General features: G+C 71.9%; 18 protein-coding genes and 1 pseudogene. 13 read left to right on the top strand and 6 right to left on the bottom strand.

Features of this window, described 5'->3' with window-relative positions; all coding sequences use genetic code 11:
• The 5 genes from M0L44_RS12625 to M0L44_RS12605 all read left to right on the top strand — a co-directional run.
• The coding region (locus tag M0L44_RS12625; protein WP_252770035.1) for a sugar phosphate nucleotidyltransferase at positions 1 to 346 on the top strand (346 nt) is incomplete at its 5' end.
• Between the two features lie 2 nt (positions 347 to 348).
• Complete coding sequence (gene rfbC, locus M0L44_RS12620; protein WP_252770034.1) at positions 349 to 897, top strand: dTDP-4-dehydrorhamnose 3,5-epimerase; 549 nt, start codon at positions 349 to 351, stop codon at positions 895 to 897.
• Between the two features lie 21 nt (positions 898 to 918).
• Positions 919 to 1,983, top strand: coding sequence for a dTDP-glucose 4,6-dehydratase (rfbB, locus tag M0L44_RS12615; protein ID WP_252770033.1), 1,065 nt, complete (start codon positions 919 to 921; stop codon positions 1,981 to 1,983).
• A 1-nt stretch (position 1,984) separates the two neighbouring features.
• Complete coding sequence (rfbD, locus tag M0L44_RS12610) at positions 1,985 to 2,884, top strand: dTDP-4-dehydrorhamnose reductase (protein ID WP_252770032.1); 900 nt, start codon at positions 1,985 to 1,987, stop codon at positions 2,882 to 2,884.
• 8 nt (positions 2,885 to 2,892) lie between these two features.
• A complete protein-coding gene (locus tag M0L44_RS12605) occupies positions 2,893 to 4,794 on the top strand; it encodes a glycosyltransferase 61 family protein (protein WP_252770031.1) in 1,902 nt (633 codons plus the stop codon).
• On the opposite strand, the gene M0L44_RS12600 is transcribed toward M0L44_RS12605, so the two are convergent.
• On the bottom strand, positions 4,719 to 5,486 hold the full coding sequence (locus M0L44_RS12600) for a sulfotransferase family 2 domain-containing protein (protein WP_252770030.1): 768 nt from the start codon (positions 5,484 to 5,486) through the stop codon (positions 4,719 to 4,721). The genes M0L44_RS12605 and M0L44_RS12600 overlap by 76 nt on opposite strands.
• A 126-nt stretch (positions 5,487 to 5,612) precedes the next feature.
• On the opposite strand from M0L44_RS12600, the gene M0L44_RS12595 reads away from it, so the two are divergent.
• Positions 5,613 to 7,931: a sulfotransferase gene (locus M0L44_RS12595; RefSeq protein ID WP_252770029.1), complete on the top strand. Its 2,319-nt coding sequence runs from the start codon at positions 5,613 to 5,615 to the stop codon at positions 7,929 to 7,931.
• A 159-nt stretch (positions 7,932 to 8,090) separates the two neighbouring features.
• On the opposite strand, the gene M0L44_RS12590 is transcribed toward M0L44_RS12595, so the two are convergent.
• Positions 8,091 to 8,786 (bottom strand): WbqC family protein, encoded by a 696-nt coding sequence (locus tag M0L44_RS12590; RefSeq protein ID WP_252770028.1) that lies wholly within the window; start codon positions 8,784 to 8,786, stop codon positions 8,091 to 8,093.
• Positions 8,787 to 8,898: 112 nt separating this feature from the next.
• On the opposite strand from M0L44_RS12590, the gene M0L44_RS12585 reads away from it, so the two are divergent.
• From M0L44_RS12585 to M0L44_RS12565, 5 genes are read left to right on the top strand one after another with little or no spacing between them, the layout of a single operon-like run.
• The gene (locus tag M0L44_RS12585) at positions 8,899 to 9,789 is read left to right on the top strand and encodes a glycosyltransferase family 2 protein (RefSeq protein WP_252770027.1); all 891 of its coding nucleotides are present in this window, start codon (positions 8,899 to 8,901) and stop codon (positions 9,787 to 9,789) included.
• Positions 9,790 to 9,794: 5 nt separating this feature from the next.
• On the top strand, positions 9,795 to 11,027 hold the full coding sequence (locus tag M0L44_RS12580; RefSeq protein ID WP_252770026.1) for a DegT/DnrJ/EryC1/StrS family aminotransferase: 1,233 nt from the start codon (positions 9,795 to 9,797) through the stop codon (positions 11,025 to 11,027).
• A 2-nt stretch (positions 11,028 to 11,029) separates the two neighbouring features.
• On the top strand, positions 11,030 to 12,394 hold the full coding sequence (locus tag M0L44_RS12575; protein ID WP_252770025.1) for a glycosyltransferase family 61 protein: 1,365 nt from the start codon (positions 11,030 to 11,032) through the stop codon (positions 12,392 to 12,394).
• 41 nt (positions 12,395 to 12,435) lie between these two features.
• Positions 12,436 to 13,155, top strand: coding sequence for a class I SAM-dependent methyltransferase (locus M0L44_RS12570; protein ID WP_252770024.1), 720 nt, complete (start codon positions 12,436 to 12,438; stop codon positions 13,153 to 13,155).
• The gene (locus M0L44_RS12565; protein WP_252770023.1) at positions 13,152 to 14,204 is read left to right on the top strand and encodes a GNAT family N-acetyltransferase; all 1,053 of its coding nucleotides are present in this window, start codon (positions 13,152 to 13,154) and stop codon (positions 14,202 to 14,204) included. Before M0L44_RS12570 ends, M0L44_RS12565 begins: the two co-directional genes overlap by 4 nt.
• Here M0L44_RS12565 and M0L44_RS12560 read toward each other — a convergent pair.
• The 4 genes and pseudogenes from M0L44_RS12560 to M0L44_RS22195 form a co-directional block, all read right to left on the bottom strand.
• Entirely contained in the window at positions 14,126 to 15,478 is a 1,353-nt protein-coding gene (locus M0L44_RS12560; RefSeq protein ID WP_252770022.1) for a glycosyltransferase family 61 protein, read from the bottom strand. The genes M0L44_RS12565 and M0L44_RS12560 overlap by 79 nt on opposite strands.
• Before the next feature lie 41 nt (positions 15,479 to 15,519).
• A complete protein-coding gene (gene cysN / locus M0L44_RS12555) occupies positions 15,520 to 17,424 on the bottom strand; it encodes a sulfate adenylyltransferase subunit CysN (protein WP_252770021.1) in 1,905 nt (634 codons plus the stop codon).
• Between the two features lie 118 nt (positions 17,425 to 17,542).
• The gene (gene cysD, locus M0L44_RS12550; RefSeq protein WP_252770056.1) at positions 17,543 to 18,442 is read right to left on the bottom strand and encodes a sulfate adenylyltransferase subunit CysD; all 900 of its coding nucleotides are present in this window, start codon (positions 18,440 to 18,442) and stop codon (positions 17,543 to 17,545) included.
• A 543-nt stretch (positions 18,443 to 18,985) separates the two neighbouring features.
• Positions 18,986 to 19,087, bottom strand: a pseudogene (locus M0L44_RS22195) (winged helix-turn-helix domain-containing protein); the annotation flags it as partial.
• 371 nt (positions 19,088 to 19,458) lie between these two features.
• Between M0L44_RS22195 and cysQ the strand changes: the two are divergent.
• Both cysQ and M0L44_RS12535 read left to right on the top strand, forming a co-directional pair.
• A complete protein-coding gene (cysQ, locus tag M0L44_RS12540) occupies positions 19,459 to 20,232 on the top strand; it encodes a 3'(2'),5'-bisphosphate nucleotidase CysQ (protein WP_252770020.1) in 774 nt (257 codons plus the stop codon).
• Positions 20,233 to 20,246: 14 nt separating this feature from the next.
• A complete protein-coding gene (locus tag M0L44_RS12535; RefSeq protein ID WP_252770019.1) occupies positions 20,247 to 22,382 on the top strand; it encodes a capsule polysaccharide biogenesis protein in 2,136 nt (711 codons plus the stop codon).
• Positions 22,383 to 22,439 lie beyond the last annotated feature (57 nt).

The following is a 22,439-nucleotide window of genomic DNA, read 5'->3' as shown; positions in this document are numbered from 1 at the left end:
CGAACAGGTCGTGGCCCACGCCAAGGCCATTCGGCCCAGCGCGCGCGGCGAGCTGGAGATCACCGACCTGAACCGGCGCTACCTGGAGGCCGGACAACTGGACGTGCAGAAGTTCGGCCGCGGTGACGCCTGGCTGGACACCGGCACCCACGACAGCCTGCTCGAAGCCAGCGCCTTCGTGCAGACCCTGGAGCGGCGCCAGGGCCTGAAAGCCTGCTGCCCCGAGGAGATCTGCTGGCGCAACGGCTGGATCAGCGACGAGCAGCTCGCGGCGCTGGCCGCACCGCTGGCCAAGAGCGGCTACGGCAAGTACCTGCAGCAGATCCTCAAGGACAAGGTGTTCTGAGCATGAAGGCGATCCAGACGGACATCGAAGGCGTGCTGATCCTGGAGCCCCAGGTCTTCGGCGATGCGCGCGGCTTCTTCATGGAAAGCTTCAACGCCCAGGCCTTCAACGCGCTGGTGGGCCACGCCGTGAGCTTCGTGCAGGACAACCACTCGCGCTCGGCCAAGGGCGTGCTGCGCGGGCTGCACTTCCAGAAGGCCCCGCATGCCCAGGGCAAACTGGTGCGGGTGACGGCCGGCGCGGTGTTCGACGTTGCGGTGGACATCCGAGAGGACAGCCCCAGCTTCGGCCGCTGGGTGGGGGTGGAGCTGAGCGCGGACAACCACCGCCAGTTCTGGATCCCGCCGGGCCTGGCACACGGCTTTCTGGTGCTCAGCGACAGCGCGGACTTCCTCTACAAGACCACCGACTACTACGCCCCGCAGGCCGAAGGCGCGCTGCGCTGGGACGACCCGGACCTGGCGATCGCCTGGCCCGACATCGGCATGGCCCCGCAGCTCTCGGCCAAGGACGCCGCTGCCGGCGCTCTGCGCGATCTTCGTGACCTCTGAACCTGATCCGGACTTGAACCCATGACGATTCTCGTGACCGGCGGTGCCGGCTTCATCGGCAGCAACTTCGTGCTGGACTGGCTGGCGGACCCCGCAGCCGAGCCGGTGGTGAACCTGGACGCGCTGACCTACGCCGGCAACTGCGCCAACCTGGCCTCGCTGGACGGCGACGCACGCCACCACTTCGTGCACGGCGACATCGGCGACCGCGCCCGGGTGGACCAACTGCTGGCCACCCACCGCCCGCGCGCCATCGTCCACTTCGCCGCGGAAAGCCATGTGGACCGCTCCATCCACGGCCCCGGCGCCTTCATGAAGACCAACGTCGAAGGCACCTTCACGCTGCTGGAAGCGGCGCGGGCCTACTGGGGCGCGCTCGAAGGCGAGGCCAAGGCCGCTTTCCGCTTCCACCACGTCAGCACCGACGAGGTCTACGGCAGCCTGAAGCCCAGCGACCCGCCCTTTGCCGAGACCCACCCCTACGAGCCCAACAGCCCGTACTCGGCCAGCAAGGCCGCCAGCGACCACCTGGTGCGCGCCTGGCACCACACCTACGGCCTGCCGGTGCTCACCACCAACTGCAGCAACAACTACGGGCCCTATCACTTCCCCGAGAAGCTCATCCCGCTGATGATCGTCAATGCCCTGGCCGGCAAGCCCCTGCCGGTCTATGGCGACGGCCAGCAGATCCGCGACTGGCTGTACGTGAAGGACCACTGCAGCGGCATCCGCGCCGTGCTGGCCGGTGGCCGCCTGGGCGAGACCTACAACATCGGCGGCTGGAACGAGAAGGCCAACCTGGACATCGTCCAGACGGTGTGCGCGCTGCTCGACGAGCTGCGCCCGGACCCGGCGGGCCCCTACAGCCGCCTGATCACCTACGTCACCGACCGCCCGGGCCACGACCGGCGCTACGCCATCGACGCGCGCAAGATCGAGCGCGAGCTGGGCTGGCGCCCGGCCGAGACCTTCGAGACCGGCATCCGCAAGACGGTGCAGTGGTACCTGGACCACCCGGACTGGGTGGCCGACGTGCAGAGCGGGGCCTACAAGGACTGGGTTGGCACCAACTACGGAGCGCGCTGAGATGACCCTGCCCAAGATCCTTCTGCTCGGCCCCAACGGCCAGGTTGGCTGGGAGCTGCGCCGCGCCCTGGCCCCGCTGGGCCGCGTCATCGCCCTGGGGCGCGAGCACGACGGCCTGTGCGGCGACCTGACCCACCCGGGCGAGCTGGCCGGCAGCGTGCGCATGCTGCGCCCGGACATCATCGTCAATGCCGCCGCCCACACCGCGGTGGACAAGGCCGAGAGCGAGCCGGCCCTGGCCGAGCTGCTCAACGCCCGCGCCCCGGCCACGCTGGCCCAATTGGCGGCCGAGCTGGGCGCCACCCTGGTCCACTACAGCACCGACTACGTCTTCGACGGCAGCGGCGAGCAGCCGCGCGACGAGACCGCGCCCACCGGCCCGCTGTCGGTCTACGGCCGCAGCAAGCTGGCGGGCGAAGAGGCCATCCAGGCCAGCGGCTGCCGTCACCTGATCTTCCGCACCAGCTGGGTTTACGCCGCGCGCGGTGGCAACTTCGCCAAGACCATGCTGCGCCTGGCCGGCGAGCGCGAGCAGCTGCGCGTCATCGCCGACCAGATCGGCGCCCCCACCGGGGCTGATCTGATCGCCGACGTCACCGCCCATGCGTTGCGCGCCCTGGCCCAGCGGCCCGAGCTGGCCGGCCTGTACCACCTGGCGGCCGATGGCCAGACCAGCTGGCACGGCTATGCCGAGCATGTGATCGCCTGGGCCCGGCGCCACGGCCAGGACCTGAAGGTGCAGGCGGTGGAGGCCATTCCCACCAGCGCCTACCCCACGCCGGCCCAGCGCCCGCTCAACTCGCGCTTGGACACCACCCGCCTGCGCGAGGCCTTCGGCCTGCACCTGCCGCCCTGGCAGAGCGGCGTCGAGCGCATGCTGACCGAGTTCCTCGGCGTCTGAACCCGGTGATGCTGCAGGCCTACACCGACATCCTCGTGGCGCCGGTGCAGGCCCTGTTCGCGGCCTTCCACGGCGGGCCGGTGCACCAGGCCGGGCCGCTCTACCCGGACTTCGACCGGCAGGGCCGGGCCCGCCACTGGCGTGGCACCGCGCCGGTGGACGTCTGCCCGCAGCCCCCGGGCGAAGGCGAGCCCATCGATCGCCTGGACGGTGAAGCCCTGTGGGGCGGCTGCCTGGTGAACCACTTCGGGCACTTCCTGGCCGAGTTCATCCACCGCCTGCTGCCGGCCGCCCAGGCCCGGCCCGATCTGCCCATCCTCTACGTCACGCGGCCGGGGCAGGGCGACGAGTCGCTGCCCGGCTTCATCCAGGCCGCCTTCGAACATCTGGGCGTGGCCGGGCGTGTGCGGGTACTGGACCGCCCGACCCGCGTGGCCACGCTGTGGGTGGCGCCGCAGGCCGAATGCCTGGGCGGCCCGCCGCCCGCGGCCGACTACCTGGCGCGGCTGGTCGAGCGGCAGGCGACGTTGCCCGCCATGCCGGCCGGCGACGTGCTGTTCGTCAGCCGGGCCGGGGTGGGCGAGGGCCTGGTCGGCGAGGCCGCGCTGGAGGACTTCTTCGCCGCCCTGGGCGCACGCATCTACCGGCCCGAGCAGCATCCGCTGGCCGAGCAGCTGGCCACCTACCTTTCGCATGCTCGGCTGGTGTTCACCGAGGGCAGCGCCCTGCACGGCTTGCAGCTGCTGGGCCGCATCCCGGGCGAGTTGACCGTGCTGGCCCGCCGCCCCGGCCGCTTCGGCCAGGCCTTTCTGGCGCCCCGTGTGGCGGTGCTGCACCATGTGCCGCTGGCCGGCCCGGCGGTGCATGGCCGGGCGCCCGATGGCCGGGTGGCCGGATGGGAGGGGCTGGTCTATCTGGACACCGCACCGCTGGCCGGGCTGGCTGCCCGCCTCTTTCCCGCGCTCACCGAAGACCGGCGGGCCCAGGCCCTGGCGCAGCTGCAGGACCGGCTGGCGGCCCTGGCCGCGCCGGCCACGCTGGACTACCTGCGCGCCCACCGCGGCCAGCCCCTGTGGCGCGATGCCGGGGCCACGCTGCGCGACCTGGCCCGCACGGGCCGCCTGGACTGGCCGCAGCGGCTGCAGGCCGGCGCGGTGCTGGCGGGGCGGGACGCGGCGCCCGTCTTGCGGCTGACGGGCCCGCTGCCGCCGCTGGCCGCCCCGCGCAGTGCCGAGGCGGCCCCGGCCGGCTGGCTGGCCCTGCTGGGCCAGGTGGCCGACGGGGCGCCCGACCCGGGGCTGTGGACCCTGGCCCAGGCCCTGTCCGGCCGCCCGGCGCTGGACGCCGCCGAGGTGCTGCGCAGCGATGTGCTGACCGGGGCCTGGCTGTGCAGCCTGGGCGCCGGGGCCGGCGAGCCGGTCCGTCTGGCGCTGCCGCGCCCCGAGCCGCTGCAGGACCCGACCGCCGCGGCGCCCTGGATGCCGCTGATCCAGCGACTGGTGCTGCTGCGCCTGGCCGGTGCCGGGCGCTTCAGCTATTCGCTGAAGCTGCGCCTGTCGGCCCAGGACTGGCAGGCCCTGCGCCGTGCGCCGCTGCCGGCCTGGCAGCGCTGCGTGCTGGCGGCGTTCCACCTGCTGCACGAAGGGCGCTGGCCGACCGGCAGCCCGGAGGGGTGGGCCCAAGCCCTGCGGGTGCTGGTCGATCCGACCGCCACACCGCCGGCCACGCCTTCGGACGATCCGCTGGTGCAGCTGCAGCGCCGTCTGGCCGCCTGGATGCAATCGGACCGGCCCGAGGTCGAGGAACGTCTGGGGCGCTGGCTGGCCCGGCGGGCTCACCCGGCCGCGTCGTCGTTCTCGGGCGGCGGGGCCGGCCAGGGCTCGCTGGCCAGCGCGGCAGGCACCGGGTAGCCGAACAGCTGGAAGTCGATGAGGCAGTGGGCCCGCACCTGGGCCCAGGCCGCGTCCGACAGCGTGAGCTCGGTGTTGTGCCGGCTGCGGTTGTGCATGCCCAGCGGGGCCTCCAGTGCCAGCCGCTGCTGCACCTGGGCCCAGTCGTCCTCGGCCGTCTCCACATGGCCGACGAAATCCACCAGCAACTGCTGGCGCTCGTCGCACAGGCTGCGCCACATCGGCTGCGCACCGGCGTCGCGCCAGGTCAGCGGGTGGCACAGGAAGGCGTCGAAGGTCTCGCTCTGCACCGCCGCGCGCACCGCGGCGTAGTGGTAGGGCAGGCGGTTGGGCCAGCGGGCCTCGTCCTCCCAGACGCGGCGCTCGGCCTCGTCCATGGGCTGGGCCTCGGCCAAGCCGCGGGCAAAGGTGTAGAGCGAGCGCAGCCGCTCCAGCGGGTGGCGCACGAAGGCGAAGGTGTACCAGTGGGCCCAGCGCGGCGGCCCCAGCCACTGGCGGGCCTGGGCCGCGCTGGCGTGCTTGTCCAGCCCGATCACCTGCTTGAACACCGACTGCAGCCGCTCGCCGCCCGGGGTCGAGCCCAGCACCAGGTCGTTGGGCGCCAGATGGGCGGCCAAGGCCACCTCGATGCTCGTGCCCGCGCACTTGTGCACATGGACAAAGGCGAACTGGCGGTTGAACGAGAGGATCATGGTGCGGGCAGTCTAGCAACGGGCTTGCGCAGGGCAGGCCACGGCGGCGCTCGCCTATGATGCCTGCGGCCCGGCCTCTTCGCGGCCTCTTTGCTGACCGACACCTTCTCACGCGACCGCTCCCGCATGTCCGACGTCGTCGTCCACATCGGTCTGAACAAGACCGGCACCTCCTCGCTCCAGGACTTCCTGGCCCTGAACACCGATGCGCTGCGGGCCGAGGGCATCTGCTACCCCCGCGCCGGGCGGGAAGGTGCCGCCCACCACGGGCTGTCGGCCTGGCTGGGCAGCCCCGAGGCCGACGCCGATCCCACCGCCAGCCCGGTGGCCCAGGCCCTGCTGGCCGAGATGCAGGGCCTGCCACGGGTCTGGCTGTCTTCCGAGGACTTCCACGCCCAGGGCCTGCGCGGGGCGCGCAACCTGGCGCGGCTGCTGCAGGGGCATTCGGTGCGCATCGTGCTCTACCTGCGCGAACACCTGGCCTACCTGGCCAGCTGGTACCAGCAGAACGTCCAGGCCTCGGCCCTGTCCTGCAGCTTCGCCAGCTTCTGCCACTTCACCCACAAGCCCCTGAGCGAGGTGGCCGACACCTGGGGCCAGGTCTTCGGCCATGGCCAGCTGACGCTGCGCCTGTACGATCGCCGCAGCCTGGTGGGCGGGGACATGCTGCTGGACTTCGCCGCCCAGGTGGGGCTGGGCGGCGATCTGGGCCGCTTCGTGCGCAAGCCTTACGAGAACAACCCCTCGATCAGTGGCAACCTGCTGTTCATCAAGCGCCTGCTCAACACCCTGCTGCCCGCGACGGACGCGGCGGCCATGGTGGGCGAGCTGATGGAGCTGTCCAAGCTGCGGCCGGGCTTCCGCGGCGCGATGCGGGTGGGGCCGGAGCTGGCCGCCCATGTAGCCCGGACCTATGCGGCAGACCGCCGGCAGCTGCGCCAGCGCTGGGGCCTGGACTGGCCCGTGCCGCCCACCGAGCTTGCCGGCTCGCCGGTGCCGGATGTCGCCACGTTGCACGGCGATTGGCAGCGTGTGCAGGCGGCGGCCCGCAAGAAGGGCTTTGCGCTGGCCTCCGCCATGGACTGGCTGCGGCTGGGCGATCTGCGCGCCCTGGGCGGCGATGCGGGTGAGGCCGTGGTCGCCCCACCGGTGGCTGTCGCAGAGCCTGTGCCGCCGGTGGCGCCTGAACCGTCCCCGGGGGCCGCGTCATCCGCCCATGCCGACCCGCTCATGGTGGAGCTGTTGCGCGACCATCTGGACACCGCCTTCTACCGCGCCCAGCTGCCTGCCGAGGAGCAGGGCCTCGACCCGGTCATCCACTACCTCACCCGCGGCGCCGAGCAGGGGCTGGACCCCAGCCCCGCCTTCAGCACCCGGGCTTACCTGACCTGGCACGCCGACGTGCGCGAGGCGGGCATGAACCCCTTCTTCCACTACCTGCGCCACGGGCGGGAGGAGGGGCGGCAGGCCTGGCCCGCGGGGGCCGAGCCGGAGCCCACGCCGGCCCCGGCGGCCGCCCCCGAACCCCCGGTGGCCCCCGACCTGTCGGCCCAGGACCTGTCAGACCTGCCGGTCGACGCCACCCTGGCGGGCCATGTGCTGGCCATGGCCGCCTGTGCCCGCCAGCCTGCGCTGCTGGCGGCTGCACCGGTGCAGGCTGCACTGGCCGAGGGGCTGCCGCCGCAGGCGCGCTGGCTGGCGCTGCTGGGCATGCACCGCTCGGGCACCTCGCTGCTGGCCGGCATGCTGCAGGCCCTGGGCGTCTGGCTGGGGCCGGCGGACGAGCTGCTGGGCCCGCAGCCCGACAACCCCGAGGGCTTCTTCGAGCATCCGGCCCTGATGGGCCTGGACGAGGCCCTGCTCGAGCGGGCCGGCTCCGCCTGGGACGACACCGCGCCCGACCTGGCCCGCATCACCGCCTTGGCCGACGACGCGGCCTGGCAGGCCCAGGCCCGGCTGTGGCTGCGCGGCCTGTGGCGCTCGCGGCCCGAAGGCGCCGTGCTGGCGGCCTTCAAGGACCCGCGCCTGTGCTACACCGCCGGCTTCTGGCAGGCCCAGTGCCCGGCGCTGCAGGGTCTGATCGTGCTGCGCCACCCACTGGCGGTCGCCCGCTCGCTGCGGGCCCGTGGCGGCTACAGCAGCCTGCGCCACGGCCTGGCCCTGTGGGCAGCCCACCACCGGGCGCTGGCCCCCTGGCGGGACCGGGCCGACGTGCCGGTCATCCTGCACAGTGACCTGCTGGCCGCGCCGCGCGCGACCTTGGCGCCGGTGCTGGCCGTCCTGGGTCTGCAGGCCGATGAAGCCCAGTGGACCCAGGCCCTGGCCCAGGTCCGGCCGGGCCGGGTGCACCAGAACCTGGCCACCGACGCCCAGGCCGCACTGCCGGACGAGGTGGCGGCGTTGTGGGCCGACTGGCAGGCCGCTGCCTGGCGGCCGGCCACCTGAGGATTCTGCAGGCCGCTGCCTGGCGGCCGGCCACCTGAGGATTCTGCAGGCCGCTGCCTGGCGGCCGGCCATCTGAGGATTCTGCAGGCCGCTGCCCGACGGCCGGTCAGCTGAGGATCCTGCAGGCCGCTGCCCGACGGCCGGCTCTGTGACGAGCGCTCAGTCCAGCGCGTGCACGTCCGCGCGCAGGGCCGCCAGCGACGGCGCTTCGAGCAGCGCGGGCAGCAGGCAGCGGTGCGGGCCGCTGTAGTCCGGCAGAAAGTCCAGCGTGAGCCCCTGCCGCGCAAAGGCCTCGTTCTCGTAGAGCGCCCGGCCCCCCGGCGGGTTCAGGTAGCGCTGCCCGCCCAGGGCCTGGACGATGGCCAGCACCCGGTCCTGGCCCTTGAGCGCCGGGTCGATGGCCAGGCTGGAGCTGCGCACCAGCGTGGCCGGCAGGCCCAGCAGCCCCGCCACCAGCCGCAGGCTGGCCTCCAGGTGGTCCACCAGGGCGCCCTCCAGCGGGCGCTGCAGGAAGGCGCGCACCGCCTCGGCGGCCTCGCCCCGGGCCTTGGCCCAGCCAGCGTGGCGTGCCAGACGCTCCGCCCACAGGGTGTCGGCCTGATCGGCCAAGCGCAGGTCCTGGATGCGGGTCTCGCGTGCGGCCGGCGCCAGCGGCAGGGTCAGCCACTCCAGTCCGCCCGCCGGGGCCGGCACCTCGGTGCGGTGGACGCGCCCGCGGGCGCGGTGCTGCACGCAGTCGAACAGCACGAACACGTCGGCCTGCGCCAGCAGGCGGAAATAGCCCGCGTAGGGAAAGAAGTAGGGCTGCATCACCGCCACCGTACGGGGGCGCTGGGCGGCGGCGGGAGCGGGCATGGCGGGCGTGAACAAGAGGTGGGGGATGTGCGCAGGATGCCACGGTCCGTCGACAGGGCGGCCCCTACACTATGCGCAGACGGCCGGTTGGCCGGGAAGGCATCGGGACGACATGAAGATTGTGGCGGTGGTGGGCGTGATGGACGAGCGGGACCTGTTGCCCGACTGCGTGCGCCACCTGTACGGCATCGGGGTGGACGAGGTGGTGGTGCGCGATGCCGGTTCCACCGACGGCAGCCTGGACTGGGCGCAGGCCCACCAGGGGCCGCGTCTGCGCTTGGTGCCGGTGGGCGAGGACGAGAAGACCCAGCCTGCGGTCTGGCATGCCCGCGAGCGCGAGATTGCCGAGGCCACCCGGGCCGACTGGGTGCTGCACCTGGACGCCGACGAGTTCTGGCTGCCCGCCACCGGCCGGCTGCGCGACAGCGCGCAGTGGCAGGACGAGACCCTGGACCTGATCCAGGTGCCACGCTACAACGTGGCGCTGGGCCCGGGCGGTTTGGAGGTGCCCTGGCCGCCCACGCCGGCGGTGTACGAGCGGCTGTGGCTGTTCGCCCGCCCCATTCCCGAATTCCGCCAGCACCTGGAAACCCATCCGCTCACGCCCTGGATCACCGGCGTGCCGGTGCCCAAGATCGCGGTGCGCCCGCGCCACCTGGGCAGCCTGGCCGTGGGCTGCCACGACGCTCAAGGACAGCCCGGCCTGCCTTTTTCGCGGGCGGTCTCGCAGGACATCGTCACGGCCCACCTGCCGTTCAGCCACGGCCCGCGCTTTGCCCGCAAGGTGGCCAACATCCGGGCGCTGTTCGCGGCCTACCCGGAGCGCTTTCCGCCCGGCACGGCCTGGCACTGGCGGCGCTGGGCGGCGCTGGAGGGCGAGGCCGCCCTGCAGGCCGAGTTCGCGCTGCAGCAGCTGGCGGCCCCCGAGTGGGCCGAGCTGCAGGCCAGCGGGGCGCTGCAGTCGGCCCGCCAGTTGCTGGCCCGGCAGGAGGCTGCCGCCTGATGCCCATGCCCAGCCCTCCCGCATCGACTCCGGTGCCGGCCGAGCCCGCCCGGCTGGAAGATCTGGCCCTGCTCGGGGGGCCGCCGCTGTTCGACCGCATGCTTTACGTCGGCCGACCCAGCATGGCGCCCGATGCCGAGGTGCATGCCCGCATCCAGAGCGCGCTGGACCGGCGCTGGCTCACCAACGACGGCCCGCTGGTGCAGGAACTGGAGCGTCGCTGCGGCGAGCGCCTGCAGGTGCCGCACTGCATCGCCGTCAACAACGCCACCCTGGGCCTGGAGGTGGCGCTGCGCGCGCTGGGCGTGCAGGGCGAGGTGCTGCTGCCGGCCTTCACCTTCATCGGCACCGCCCATGCGGTGCAGTGGCTGGGGCTCACGCCGGTGTTCGGCGATGTGTGCGACGCCGACCATGGCCTGGACCCGGCCGAGGTCGAGCGTCGCATCACCCCGGCCACCGGCGCCATCCTGGCGGTGCACCTGTGGGGCCGTGCCTGCGCGGTGGAGGCGCTGGAAGCCATCGCCCGGCGCCACGGCATCCCGCTGATCCTGGACGCGGCCCATGCCATGGGCTGCGGCCACGCCGGCCGGCCGCTGGGCTCGCGTGGCACGGTGGAGGTCTTCAGCCTGCACGCCACCAAGGGGCTCAACGCGCTGGAGGGCGGGCTCATCACCACCGGTGACGCGGCCCTGGCCGAGCGCATCCGCCTGATGCGCAATTTCGGCATTCCGGGCGAGGACCAGGTGCGCTGCGTGGGCACCAACGCCAAGATGAACGAGTTCAGTGCCGCGGTGGGTCTGGCCAACCTGGATCACTTCGACGACCTGTGCGTGCACAACCAGCAGCTGCACGCGGCCTATGGCGCGGCGCTGGCCGAGGCACCCGGCCTGCGGTTGATGCAGCCCGAGCCGGGCCAGGCCTTCAGCCACCATTACATCGTGCTGGAGCTGCTGCCCACGGCCACCTTGCACCGGGATCAGCTGGTGAGCCTGCTGCGGGCCGAAAACGTCTATGCCCGGCGCTACTTCCGGCCGGGCTGTCACCAGGCCGAGCCCTACCGCTCGCGCCCGGGCGGGCCGCCGGTGCTGCCGGTCACCGAGCGCCTGGGCCAGACCCTGCTCCAGCTGCCCTCGGGCCTGCAGATCACGCCCGAGGAGGCACACCGCCTGGGCCGGCGACTGGCCTGGTGCCTGCGGCACGGGGATGCGGTGGCCACCCGCCTGCCGCGCATGGCGTGAGCATGCATCCATCCTGGCCCGACCCTTGGCCGCCCGAGCGCGCCGCCCAGGCCGAGGCCCTGCTGCCCATGGCCCGGCTGCGCGAAGGTCTGCTCGCGCCCCGGCCCCAGTTCTACGGCCTGCGGCCGGGCAAGGACGCTCTGGCCGCCGCCCTGGGCGAGCAGGCCCTGGTGGAGGCCTGGATGGCCGCCCTGGGCCAGCCCGGTGCCTGGCGCGCCCGCTGGTGCACGCTGCAGCCCCTGCTGGCCCACGCCCAGGCCCGGGGCTGGCCGGCAACGCTGTTCTCGGCGGGGCGGGAGGTCGAGGTGCCACCTCTGCCCGCCGTGGGGGCGCCGGACCAGCCCGCGGGCCGCTACCGCTGCCGCAGCATGGCCCTGGTGCGCCTGCCCGGTGCGGTGGTCCACAGCAAGTCCAACCTGGTCCGCGTGGGCGAGGTGGCCTTGCTGGACCACCAGGACGATGAACTCGCCCGCGTGCCCTGCCACCTGAGCACCGACGGCGCGGTGCTGGCCCACCGGGACGGCCGGGTGGCCCTGCCGGACCGCGAGGGGCTGGACCGTCTGCCGCAGGCCCTGTCGTTGCTGGGCCTGCATTCCTTCGCCTACGGGCACTGGCTGGAGGAACTGTTCCCCAAGCTCTGGGCCTGCCTGGACGTGCCCGGCTTCGAGGCGGTGACGGTGCTGGTCGACGCCCAGATGCCGGCGCAGCACATGGCCTCGCTGGCGCTGGCCCTGGGCGGGCTGGACCGGGTGCGGGTGCTGCAGCCCGGCCAGGCGTTGCAGGTGGACGAGCTGTGGGCGGTGACCTCACCGCTGTACTACCCCATCGGCCCGGCGCCCGGGGCCGAGGACGGCGTGGGCTGGCATGTGATGGACGGAGACTGGCTGGCGTCCTGCCTGCACCGCCTGGCCGAGCGCTGGCCGGCCTTGCCCGACAGCCCGCACCGCCGGATCTACCTGAGCCGGGCCGACACCCAGCACCGCCGCCTGCTCAACCGCCCCGCGGTGGAAGCCTGGTTCCGCGACCAGGGTTTTGCGGTGCTGGACTGCAACGGCCTGTCCTTTCCCGAACAGCTGGCGCTGATGCGCGGGGCCGAGTGGATCGTGGCGCCGGAAGGCTCGGCCCTGAGCAACACCCTGTTCGCCCGGCCGGGCACGCGCATCGGCGTGCTGGCCGGGCCGCAGCTGGCCCACCACGAGTCCTATGCCCAGGTCACCCAGGCCCTGGGCCAGCGGCTGTGCCTGTGCCTGGGTCGCCAGCCGCGGGCCCTGCGCGAGGGCGAGTACTTCGGCAACTACGAGATCGACCTGGACCTCCTGCCCCAGCTGATCCAGCGCCTGGACCACCCCGCTGCCGCAGCGGCCTGACAATCCGGGCCTGTCGCCACCGAGCCTTGGAATTTGCGCCCATGCCTGTTTACGACCCCCGCAGCGCCGAAGTCTTCGACCTGCTGCACCGCTACCGCCAGTACGACCGCGAGGCCGACTATGTGCGCAGCGTGGTGGCGCGCGAGTGCCCGCAGGCCCGCACCCTGTTGGACGTGGCCTGTGGCACCGGCGGGCATCTGGCGCCGCTGGTGACCCATTTCGACGTGCAGGGCCTGGACCTGAGCCCCGGCATGCTGGCGCGGGCGCGAGCCAAGTTCCCGCAACTTCGCTTCCATGAGGCCTCGATGTGCGACTTCGCCCTGGGCCAGCGCTTCGACGTCATCACCTGCCTGTTCCGCTCCATCGCCGCCATGTCCACGGTGGATGAGCTGCAGGCCGCATTGCGCTGCATGGCCGCCCACCTGAACCCGGGCGGGGTGCTGGTGCTGGAACCCTTCTTCACGCCGCAGACCTTCTGGGACGGCGATGTGCGCACGGCCCAGGTGGAGGGCGAGGGCGTCAAGGTCTGCTGGATGTACCGCAGCGAGCGCCGCGGCCGGCTGGGTGTGTTCCACAACCACTACCTGATCGGGCGCGCCAGCGGCATCGAGCATGTGCAGGAGGACTATCCGCTGGGCTTGTTCGAGCCGCCGGAGATGGTCGCTGCCTTCGAGGCCGCCGGCCTGGCGGTGCGCTTCGATCCGCAAGGCCTGGGGCCGCTGGGCTGCTACCTGGGCCGGGCCCCCGGCACGATGGCGTGAGCGCCACCGACCGGCTGATCGGCACCGACGAGCCGGCAGCCTGGCGTGCGGCCCTGGAGGGCGTGCCGCACAGCTTCTACGCCAGTTGGGACTGCTGCCATGCGGTGGCACGCAACACCGGCCGGCCCACCTGGCTGTACGTGGGCGAGCGCGCCAGCGTGCGGGTGGTGTGTCCTTTCTCGGTGCGCGTGCATGCCGGGGCGGTCGACTGGGTGACGCCGACGGGCTTCTCCGGTTTCGCCAGCAACGGCCCCTGGCCCGGCTTTGCGTCGCACTGGGCGGCCTTCGCCCGGGCCCAGGGGGCGGTGTGCGGCTACATCGCCCAGCATCCGGCGTTCGGCCACCCTTCGCTGGAGGGGGCGGTGGCCGGGGAGGAGACGCTGTACTTCCTGGACCTGCAAGGCGGCCTGGAGGGGGTGTTGGCCCATGCCGGCACCGACCGCCGCCGCGACTGGCGGCGCTGGCAGGAGCAGGGCCACCGCTTCGTCACCGACCGCACGGCGCTGACCGATTTTCTGCAGAGCCAGCACCGGCCCTTTCTGGACCGCATGGGCGCCGGTCGGGCGGCCTACTGGAATGAGGCGGCCCTGGCTGCGTTGCTGGCCGCGCCGGGCGCGGGCCTGCTGGGCACGGCCGAACCCGATGGACGCCTGGTGGCGGCCACGCTGTATGGCTGGACCCCCTGGGGCGCGGAAGGCATGATCCAGGCCGCGCTGCCCGAGGGGCGGGCCCACACCGCGGCCCTGATGCTGGGCGGCATCCAGGATCTGGCCGGGCGCGGCGTGCCCTGGCTCAACCTGGGCGGCGGGGTGCGGCCTGGCGACAACGTGGCGGCGGCCAAGATGCGCTGGCGGCCGCGCGCGCAAGCCTTCCGCCGGCTCAAGCAGGTCTACGACCCGGAACGCTACGCCGCGCTGTGCGCGGTGGCCGGGGTGTCCGCCGCGTTCACCGAGGGCTACTTTCCGGCCTATTACGCAGGGCCGGCCGCGGGCGCGGTCGCCAACCAGTCCGCCAGCCAGGCGTCCAGCCCGGCAGGGTCGATCCGGTAATCGTTCCAGAAGCACCAGAAGGGATGCTCGGTGTGGCGCGGGCTGTCCTGCGCGCAGGGGCCGGTCAGGAAGGTCAGCGACTGCCCCAGCACGGCGGCCGTGGCCCCCAGGTCCAGCAGGGGCTGGGTGTAGGGCGAGGTCAGGATGGCGATCTGCTTGCCCGGGCCGCCGAAGGCCCCCAGCAGTGCGTTCGAGCCCTCCGGGGCCACGATGAAGCGGGCCTGGCGCACCAGGTTGAGCTGTTCCAGGAACGGGTGTTCTTCCGGCAGCACCCGCACGAAGCCATGGGCGGCCAGCACGGCGTCCACCGCGGCGTGGTTCACGATGGCCTTGTGGCGTTCGGGGCGGCGGGCCAGGTACAGACGCTCGATACCGGTCGGGCGATCCAGCGCCTGCCGGGCCCGCGGGCCGATGGTCTGGATCAGCGTGGCCATGCGCAGCGGGGCGGTCAACAGGCGCGCAGCCGCGTCATCGCTGGCCAGCAAAGGGCAGAAGCCGGGGTAGCTGACATTGGGGGCGCACCACAGCCGCCGGACATGCAGGCGCTCCAGCGCAGACATGAGCCGCAGCGGCGTGTCCGCGGGCAGCAGGGCGGTCAGGGCGGTGCGCACCGTGGCCGGGGCGCTGGCGTCCACCAGCACCGGCATGCCACCCGACCAGCCGGCCCGCAGGGCGGTGGCCAGCTTGGGCAGGTACTCGGTCAGCCAATGACCGAAGTCGTGGGCGTGGTGCCCCCCCAGCCAGAAGGCCTCCTCGATCACCGGCGCGGGCTCGGCGCTGTCCATCACCCACCAGTGGTCGGCTTCGGCATGCAGCACCTGGGGGTCGAAGATGAACTGGTCCCGCACCCGCTGGGCTTCGTCGCCTTCGACGTCATGCAGCACCTGGTCGCGCCAGAGCAGCAGCTCGGAGCGCCCGCGCACGTCCACCTCGTCCAGGCAGGTGAGATAGCCGGCGCGGTCGATGACCTCCAGGGGCTGGTCGTCGTGCGGGCCCACCACCTGCAGGCGGGGCAGGGCGTGGACCTGCCCCCCCGGCCAGAGCGGGTGCCAGTGGCGCCCATGGGCCTGGGCCACCTCGCGCAGGGGCCGCACAGGCAGGCGGCGCAGCCGCTCCATGCCGGGCAGCTGGAGCGGCGCTTGCACCGCCGGGTGGGCCGTGGCCACCCCGAGGCGCTCCACCAGGGCTTGCTTGAAGCCGATGGCGGCGGTGAGGTGGCCGTACAGCGGGATGTCCCGCTGCAGCTGGTCGAGCAGATCGTCGATCGGGGTCATGTGCAGAGCCTGGACTCTACACGCGACCCCGGGGTCGGCTGTCAGTCGATCAGACCGAGCTGGCGGATGCGGGCGATCACCTTGTCCGCTGCTTCTTCCGGCGTGCAGTTGCTCGTGTTCACGCGGATCTCGGGCAGCTCCGGCGCCTCGTAGGGCGAGCTGATGCCGGTGAAGTTGGCGATCTCGCCGCGGCGGGCCTTCTTGTACAGACCCTTCACGTCGCGGTCCTCGGCCACGTTCAGCGGGGTGTCCACATAGACCTCGATGAACTCGCCTTCGCCCATCAGGCTGCGGGCCATCGCGCGCTCGGAGCGGAAGGGCGAGATGAAGGCGGTCATCACGATCAGGCCGGCATCCACCATCAGCTTGGACACCTCGGCCACGCGGCGGATGTTCTCCACCCGGTCGGCCTCGGTGAAGCCCAGGTCCTTGTTCAGACCGTGGCGGATGTTGTCGCCGTCCAGCAGGTAGGTGTGGCGGCCCATCGCGAAGAGCTTCTTCTCGACGATGTTGGCGATGGTCGACTTGCCGGCACCGGACAGACCGGTGAACCACAGCACCGCCGGACGCTGGCCCTTGGCGCTGGCGCGCGCGGCCTTGTCCACGTCCACCGGCTGCATGTGGATGTTGTGCGAGCGGCGCAGCGCGAAGTGCATCATCCCGGCGCCGACCGTGTTGTTGGTCATGCGGTTGATCAGGATGAAGCCGCCGGTGTCGCGGTTGTCGGTGTAGGGGTCGAAGGCGATCGGACGGTCCAGCGCCAGGTTGACCACGCCGATCTCGTTCATTTCGAGCTGCTTGGCCGCCAGGTGCTCCATCGTGTTGACGTTCACCTTGTACTTGGGCTCGGTGATCGTCGCGGTGACCAGCTGGGTGCCGATCTTCAGCAGGTAGGGACGGCCCGGCAGCAGGGCTTCTTCGGTCATCCAGACGACGGTGGCCTCGAACTGGTCGGCCACCTCGGCGGGCGACTCGGCGATCGAGATCACGTCGCCGCGGGAGATGTCGATCTCGTCTTCCAGCGTCAGCGTGATGCTCTGACCGGCCACGGCCTGGGGCAGGTCACCGTCCAGCGAGACGATGCGGGCCACCTTGCTTTCGCGGCCCGAAGGCTGGGCGCGCACCCGGTCGCCGGGCTTGACGACGCCGCTGGCGACGAAGCCGCAGAAGCCGCGGAAGTCCAGGTTGGGGCGGTTGACCCACTGCACCGGCATGCGGAAGGGCTGCTTCTGCAGGCGGGCCTCGTCGATCTCGCAGGTCTCGAGGAAGCCCATCAGCGTCGGCCCGCGATACCAGGTCGTGTGCAGGCTGCGCTCGGTCATGTTGTCGCCCTTCAGACCGGACAGCGGGATGCTGGTGATGTCGTTCAGGCCGATCTGCTTGGCGAACTCACGGTATTCCTCGTCGATCTTGCGGAAGATGTCTTCCGAGAAGTCCACCAGGTCCATCTTGTTGATGGCCAGCACCACCTTGCGGATGCCGATCAGGCTCACCAGGTAGCTGTGGCGGCGGGTCTGGGTCAGCACGCCCTTGCGCGCGTCGATCAGGATCACCGCCACATCGGCGGTCGAGGCGCCGGTGATCATGTTGCGGGTGTACTGCTCGTGGCCCGGAGTGTCGGCGACGATGAACTTGCGGCGGTCGGTCGAGAAGAAGCGGTAGGCCACGTCGATCGTGATGCCCTGCTCGCGCTCGGCAGCCAGGCCGTCGACCAGCAGCGCGAAGTCGATGTCACCGCCCTGGGTGCCCCACTTCTTGGAGTCGCTCTCCATCGCGGCCAACTGGTCCTCGAAGAGCATCTTCGATTCGTAGAGCAGGCGTCCGATGACGGTCGACTTGCCGTCGTCGACGGAGCCGCAGGTGATGAAGCGCAGCAGGCTCTTGTTCTCGTGCTGCTTGAGGTACTTCTCGATGTCGGTGGAGATCAGGTCCGAAACGTGGGCCATGGTCAATTCCTTCGAAACTGGTGTGGGGTGTGTAACCCAGTGGCGTGCGCGGATCCGGCTCTGCCGGTCCGCCGCGCGAGCCCCCTCGGGGGCAGCGACCGGCAGGGAGCGTGGGGGCTTAGAAATAGCCCTCTTGCTTCTTCTTCTCCATCGACGCCGAGGTGTCGTGGTCGATCATGCGGCCCTGGCGCTCGGAGGTGCGGGCCAGCAGCATCTCCTGGATGATGTCCGGCAGGGTGGCCGCGGTGGACTCGACCGCGCCGGTCAGCGGGTAGCAGCCCAGGGTGCGGAAGCGCACGCTCTTCATCATCGGCACCTCGTCCGGACGCAGCGGGAAGCGTTCGTCGTCCACCATGATCAGGGTGCCGTCGCGTTCCACCACCGGCCGCTCGGCCGCGTAGTACAGCGGCACGATGGGGATGTTCTCTAGGTAGATGTACTGCCAGATGTCCAGCTCGGTCCAGTTGGAGATCGGGAAGCAGCGGATCGACTCGCCCTTCTGCTTGCGGCCGTTGTAGAGGTGCCAGAGCTCCGGGCGCTGGCTCTTCGGGTCCCAACGGTGCTGCGCGCTGCGGAACGAGAAGATGCGCTCCTTGGCGCGGCTCTTCTCCTCGTCGCGGCGGGCGCCGCCGAAGGCGACGTCGAAGCCGTACTTGTCCAGCGCCTGCTTCAGGCCCTGGGTCTTCCACATGTCGGTGTGGATCTGCGAGCCGTGCTCGAAGGGGTTGATGCCCAGCGACACCGCTTCGGGGTTCTGGTAGACCAACAGGGTCATGCCCAGTTCCTTGGCCATGCGCTCGCGCATCTCGTACATGGCCCGGAACTTCCAGGTCGTGTCCACGTGCAGCAGGGGGAAGGGGGGCGGCGCAGGATAGAAGGCCTTCTTGGCCAGGTGCAGCATGACCGCCGAATCCTTGCCGATCGAATAGAGCATCACGGGGTTGTCGGCTTCGGCGACAACCTCGCGCATGATGTGGATGCTTTCAGCTTCCAGTCGCTGCAGGTGGGTCAGGCTCATGGTGGGTTCCGTGGTGGGCTGTGCAGTGAAGGTGGAGACAGGGGAACGGGGACGGGCCGGGGCGGCGGGTGCCGTGGCCGGAACGGGAGGCGAGGCCCGGGGGGTGATCGCCCCCGCGGCAGGAACCGGGGCCGGCCCCGGCAGGGATTCGGGCTGGGTGCGCGGCAGCGGCGCCACCGGGCAGGTTTGCAGGGACAGCCGGGGTTGGGTGTCGAGCCAGGCACGCATGGCCGGGGCCCGATCCAGGGCCGGGCCGTGCAGCCAGACCCGCCAGGCACCGCTGCGGCAGCGCAGCAGCCGTGCCAGAAAATCGACATAGGTGTCGGCGCTGGCCAGGCGCTCGACCGGCAGCCAGCGCAGGCTGCCCCGGGGCGAGACGGCCAGCACCAGCCCGCCCGGGGCCGGGCGGTCGGGGTGGGTCAGCGTGCCGGCCCAGACCTGCTGGCCCGTGCTCATGCGCACGCCCGGGTCCCATTGGCTGTCCAGCCATTGGGCGCCCTCGGGGTGCTCGGTCGCCAGCTCGCGCAGCGGCTGCAGGGCCAGGCCCCAGCGCTCCAGCAGGCGGGACAGGCCGCGCGGCTGCAGGGCCAGGCCAAAGCGGGTTTGGGCCAGCTTCTGCAGGGCTTGGGCGTCCCACAGCGGCACGCTCAGCCCGGCCTGCTCGGGAGCCAGCGTCAGGGCGGCGTGGCGCAGCTCGGTTTCCTGGGCGAGACTCAGCACCCGGCCCGTGCCGCGTGGCCGGCCGCGCTCGCCCACATCAATGGCGGCCCAGCCGCCCCGCTCGAAGGCCTGGCAGGCCTTGATGATGGTGGGCACACTCAGGCCGGTCTCGTCGCGGATGCGGGCGAGACTCAGACCGTCCACCCGCAACTGGACCGCGCGCCGGCGGCGCGTGTTCAGCTCGTCGAGTTCGGGGGCGGTCTTGGGCACGAAGTGCAGTCATTAAATGTTTTAGGGAGTTTCATTCTGCCACCCGGTCTGCACAATGCCATATCCCTCATATGAAAGTGACGACCATGCAAGAGACCTCCGCCGCTGTCGCCCTGCTGGAGCGCCTGGTGCCCCTGATCCGGGACGCCGGCCGCGTCATCATGGACATTTATGCGACCGACTTTGATGTGACCCAGAAAGGCGATGCCTCGCCCGTCACCCAGGCCGACCAGAAGGCCGAGGAGGTCATCCTGGCCGGTCTGGCCGAGATTGCCCCCGACGTCCCGGTGGTGGCCGAGGAGTCGGTGGCTGCTGGCCGCATTCCGGACGTGAAAGATCGCTTCTTCCTGGTCGACCCGCTGGACGGCACCAAGGAATTCATCAGCCGCAACGGCGAGTTCACCGTCAACATCGCGCTGATCGAGAACGGCAGCCCGGTGCTGGGCCTGGTCTATGCACCGGCCATTGGCCGCCTGTTCGGTGGTGCCCAGGGCGCGGGCGCCTGGCTCGAGGACGAGCATGGCCGCCGCTCCATCGCCTGCCGCCCGGTGCCGGCCGAGGGCCTGACCGTGGTGGCCAGTCGCTCGCACGGTGACGAAACCGCGCTGGACGCCTTCCTGGCCGGCCGCAAGGTGGCTTCGCGCACCAACGCGGGCTCTTCGCTGAAGCTCTGCCTGGTGGCCGCCGGCGAGGCGGACCTGTACCCGCGCCTGGGCCGGACCATGGAATGGGACATCGCTGCGGGCGACGCCGTGCTGCGGGCCGCCGGTGGCAAGGTCACCGTCGTGGCCGATGGCCAGCTGCTGCGCTACGGCAAGCCCGGCTTCGACAACCCCCATTTCGCGGCCGCGGGGCTCTGAACCTTCGCACCCCCATGCCCACGGCGCCAGCGCCCGAAGACCGGCTGAGCCGGCTGTCCTGCGTGGCCTGGCATGGCCGCGGCGTGGGGCGCATCGCCACCCTGCCGGCCCTGCTGGATGGCTGGCGCCTGGTGCCGGCCGCACGCGCCCGGGCCGAAGGCGCCCAGGCGGTGCTGGCCTGGGGGCGCAAGCCCAGCGCCCGGCGCGCCGAGGCCTGGGCGGCCCGCCTGGGCCTGCCGGTGCTGTGGCTCGAGGATGGCTTTCTGCGCTCGGTGGGCCTGGGGGCGGACGAGCCACCACTCTCGGTTGTGCTGGACGATCAGGGCATCTATTACGACGCCCACGGGCCCTCGCGCCTGGAGGCGCTGGTGCGCCTGCCGCTGACCGAGGCGCGGCGCTCGCGCGCGGACGACCTGTGCCGCGCCTGGCGTGGGGCCCACGCTTCCAAGTACAACCAGTCCCGCGAATGGACCGGGACCATGGCCGCTGGCGACGTGCTGGTGGTGGACCAGACCGCCGGCGACGCGTCGATTGCCGGGGCGATGGCTGACACCCGCAGCTTCCAGCGCATGCTGGAGGCCGCACTCGACGAGCACCCGTCCGCCCGCATCTGGCTCAAGGTTCACCCGGACGTGGTGGCGGGCCGCAAGCGTGGGCACTTCGATCGCCTGACCCCCGGGCAGCAGGCCCGGGTGACGGTGCTGGGCGAGCCGGTTCATCCGGCCGGGCTGCTGGCGCAGGCGACGGCGGTCTATGTGGTCAGTTCCCAGATGGGCTTCGAGGCCCTGCTGTGGGGGCGCCCCGTGCGCTGCTTTGGCATGCCCTTCTACGCGGGCTGGGGACTCACCCGGGATGAACTGGTGGCGCCGGCACGGCGCTTGGCGGCGGAGCTGCCGGCCCTGGTGCATGCCGCGCTGGCCGACTATCCCCGCTACGCCGACCCGGAAACGGGCGAGCCCACATCGCCGGAGCGGCTGCTGGACTGGATCGGCCTGCAGCGCCGCCAGCGCGAGCGTTTTCCGGCCGAACTGATGGCCGTTGGGTTTTCGGGCTGGAAGCGTGCCAGCCTGCAGCGCTTCATGGCGGGCAGCCGGATCCGGTCCGGTGCCCCGGCCGAAGCCCGGCGTTTTGCCAGGCCGGTGGTGCTGTGGGGCCGGCAGGCCTGGCCCGAGGCCGCCTCCGGACGGGTGCTGCGGGTGGAGGATGGTTTCCTGCGCTCGGTGGGCCTCGGGGCCGACCTGGTGCAGCCGCTTTCATGGGCGATCGATGGCCGCGGGCTGCATTACGACGCCCGCCGCCCCTCGGATCTGGAGCATCTGCTGGCCGAGGGCCACCTCGACGAAGGGCTGCTCCAGCGGGCGCGCGCCCTGCGGGAGCGGCTCGTGGCTTCGGACCTGACCAAGTACAACGTGGGCCAAGGCGATTGGCGGCGACCCGCCACGGACCGGCCCGTGGTGCTGGTGGTGGGGCAGGTGGAGTCGGATGCCTCGCTGGCCCTGGGGGCGCCCGGTCTGCACACCAACCTCGGCCTGTTGCAGGCCGTGCGGCGCGAACGGCCCGAGGCCTGGATCGTGTATCGCCCGCACCCGGATGTGTCGGCGCGCCTGCGCGCGCCCGGGCAGGACGAGGACACGGCGTCCCGCTGGTGCGACGAGGTGGTCGCGGCGCCGCCCATCACGGCCTTGCTGGCGCAGGTCGATGAGGTGCACGTGCTCACGTCCCTTGCCGGCTTTGAGGCGCTGTTGCGCGGCGTCCGGGTGGTGTGCTGGGGTGTGCCCTTCTATGCCGGCTGGGGGTTGACCGTGGACCGTGTGCCCACGCCGCGGCGGGGACGGCTGCGGTCGCTCGATGAGCTCGTGGCTGCCGCGCTGTTCTGCTACCCCACCTACGTCAGCCGGCGCACGGGGCACTTCACCAGCCCCGAAGGCGCGCTGGCCGAATTGCTGGGCTGGCGCGAGCAGGCCGCGATGGCGCCCGCGCCCGGCCCATGGGCGCGGGGCTGGCAGACGCTGCGCCGTGCGGTGTTGCGTGAATGGGTGGCCTGGCGCCGTCGTCGCGTCGCCAATGAGTGCGAAATTTCACGTTTCGAGTCGAAACCTGGCAGCGACGGCTTACAAGCAGGGGATGGCAAGCCACCGGTCGATCCCTGACACTCCCCCACGTTCTTCGATCCGAACCCTGGTCATGGGCACGGTGATTGCATTTGA

The organism is Ideonella oryzae (genome assembly GCF_024055665.1).
In the GTDB taxonomy this organism is placed as follows: Bacteria; Pseudomonadota; Gammaproteobacteria; order Burkholderiales; family Burkholderiaceae_C; genus Ideonella; species Ideonella oryzae.
The sequence above is the reverse complement of the archived record's forward strand: the minus strand, read 5'-3'. Positions and strand labels throughout refer to the sequence as shown.

What these genes read in the sequence shown, in the direction of transcription:
- rfbC (WP_252770034.1), top strand. Translation starts at nt 349, where the DNA reads ATGAAGGCGATCCAGACGGACATCGAAGGCGTGCTGATCCTGGAGCCC.
- rfbB (WP_252770033.1), top strand. Translation starts at nt 919, where the DNA reads ATGACGATTCTCGTGACCGGCGGTGCCGGCTTCATCGGCAGCAACTTC.
- rfbD (WP_252770032.1), top strand. Translation starts at nt 1,985, where the DNA reads ATGACCCTGCCCAAGATCCTTCTGCTCGGCCCCAACGGCCAGGTTGGC.
- M0L44_RS12605 (WP_252770031.1), top strand. Translation starts at nt 2,893, where the DNA reads ATGCTGCAGGCCTACACCGACATCCTCGTGGCGCCGGTGCAGGCCCTG.
- M0L44_RS12600 (WP_252770030.1), bottom strand. Translation starts at nt 5,486, where the DNA reads ATGATCCTCTCGTTCAACCGCCAGTTCGCCTTTGTCCATGTGCACAAG.
- M0L44_RS12595 (WP_252770029.1), top strand. Translation starts at nt 5,613, where the DNA reads ATGTCCGACGTCGTCGTCCACATCGGTCTGAACAAGACCGGCACCTCC.
- M0L44_RS12590 (WP_252770028.1), bottom strand. Translation starts at nt 8,786, where the DNA reads ATGCCCGCTCCCGCCGCCGCCCAGCGCCCCCGTACGGTGGCGGTGATG.
- M0L44_RS12585 (WP_252770027.1), top strand. Translation starts at nt 8,899, where the DNA reads ATGAAGATTGTGGCGGTGGTGGGCGTGATGGACGAGCGGGACCTGTTG.
- M0L44_RS12580 (WP_252770026.1), top strand. Translation starts at nt 9,795, where the DNA reads ATGCCCAGCCCTCCCGCATCGACTCCGGTGCCGGCCGAGCCCGCCCGG.
- M0L44_RS12575 (WP_252770025.1), top strand. Translation starts at nt 11,030, where the DNA reads ATGCATCCATCCTGGCCCGACCCTTGGCCGCCCGAGCGCGCCGCCCAG.
- M0L44_RS12570 (WP_252770024.1), top strand. Translation starts at nt 12,436, where the DNA reads ATGCCTGTTTACGACCCCCGCAGCGCCGAAGTCTTCGACCTGCTGCAC.
- M0L44_RS12560 (WP_252770022.1), bottom strand. Translation starts at nt 15,478, where the DNA reads ATGACCCCGATCGACGATCTGCTCGACCAGCTGCAGCGGGACATCCCG.
- cysN (WP_252770021.1), bottom strand. Translation starts at nt 17,424, where the DNA reads ATGGCCCACGTTTCGGACCTGATCTCCACCGACATCGAGAAGTACCTC.
- cysD (WP_252770056.1), bottom strand. Translation starts at nt 18,442, where the DNA reads ATGAGCCTGACCCACCTGCAGCGACTGGAAGCTGAAAGCATCCACATC.
- cysQ (WP_252770020.1), top strand. Translation starts at nt 19,459, where the DNA reads ATGCAAGAGACCTCCGCCGCTGTCGCCCTGCTGGAGCGCCTGGTGCCC.
- M0L44_RS12535 (WP_252770019.1), top strand. Translation starts at nt 20,247, where the DNA reads ATGCCCACGGCGCCAGCGCCCGAAGACCGGCTGAGCCGGCTGTCCTGC.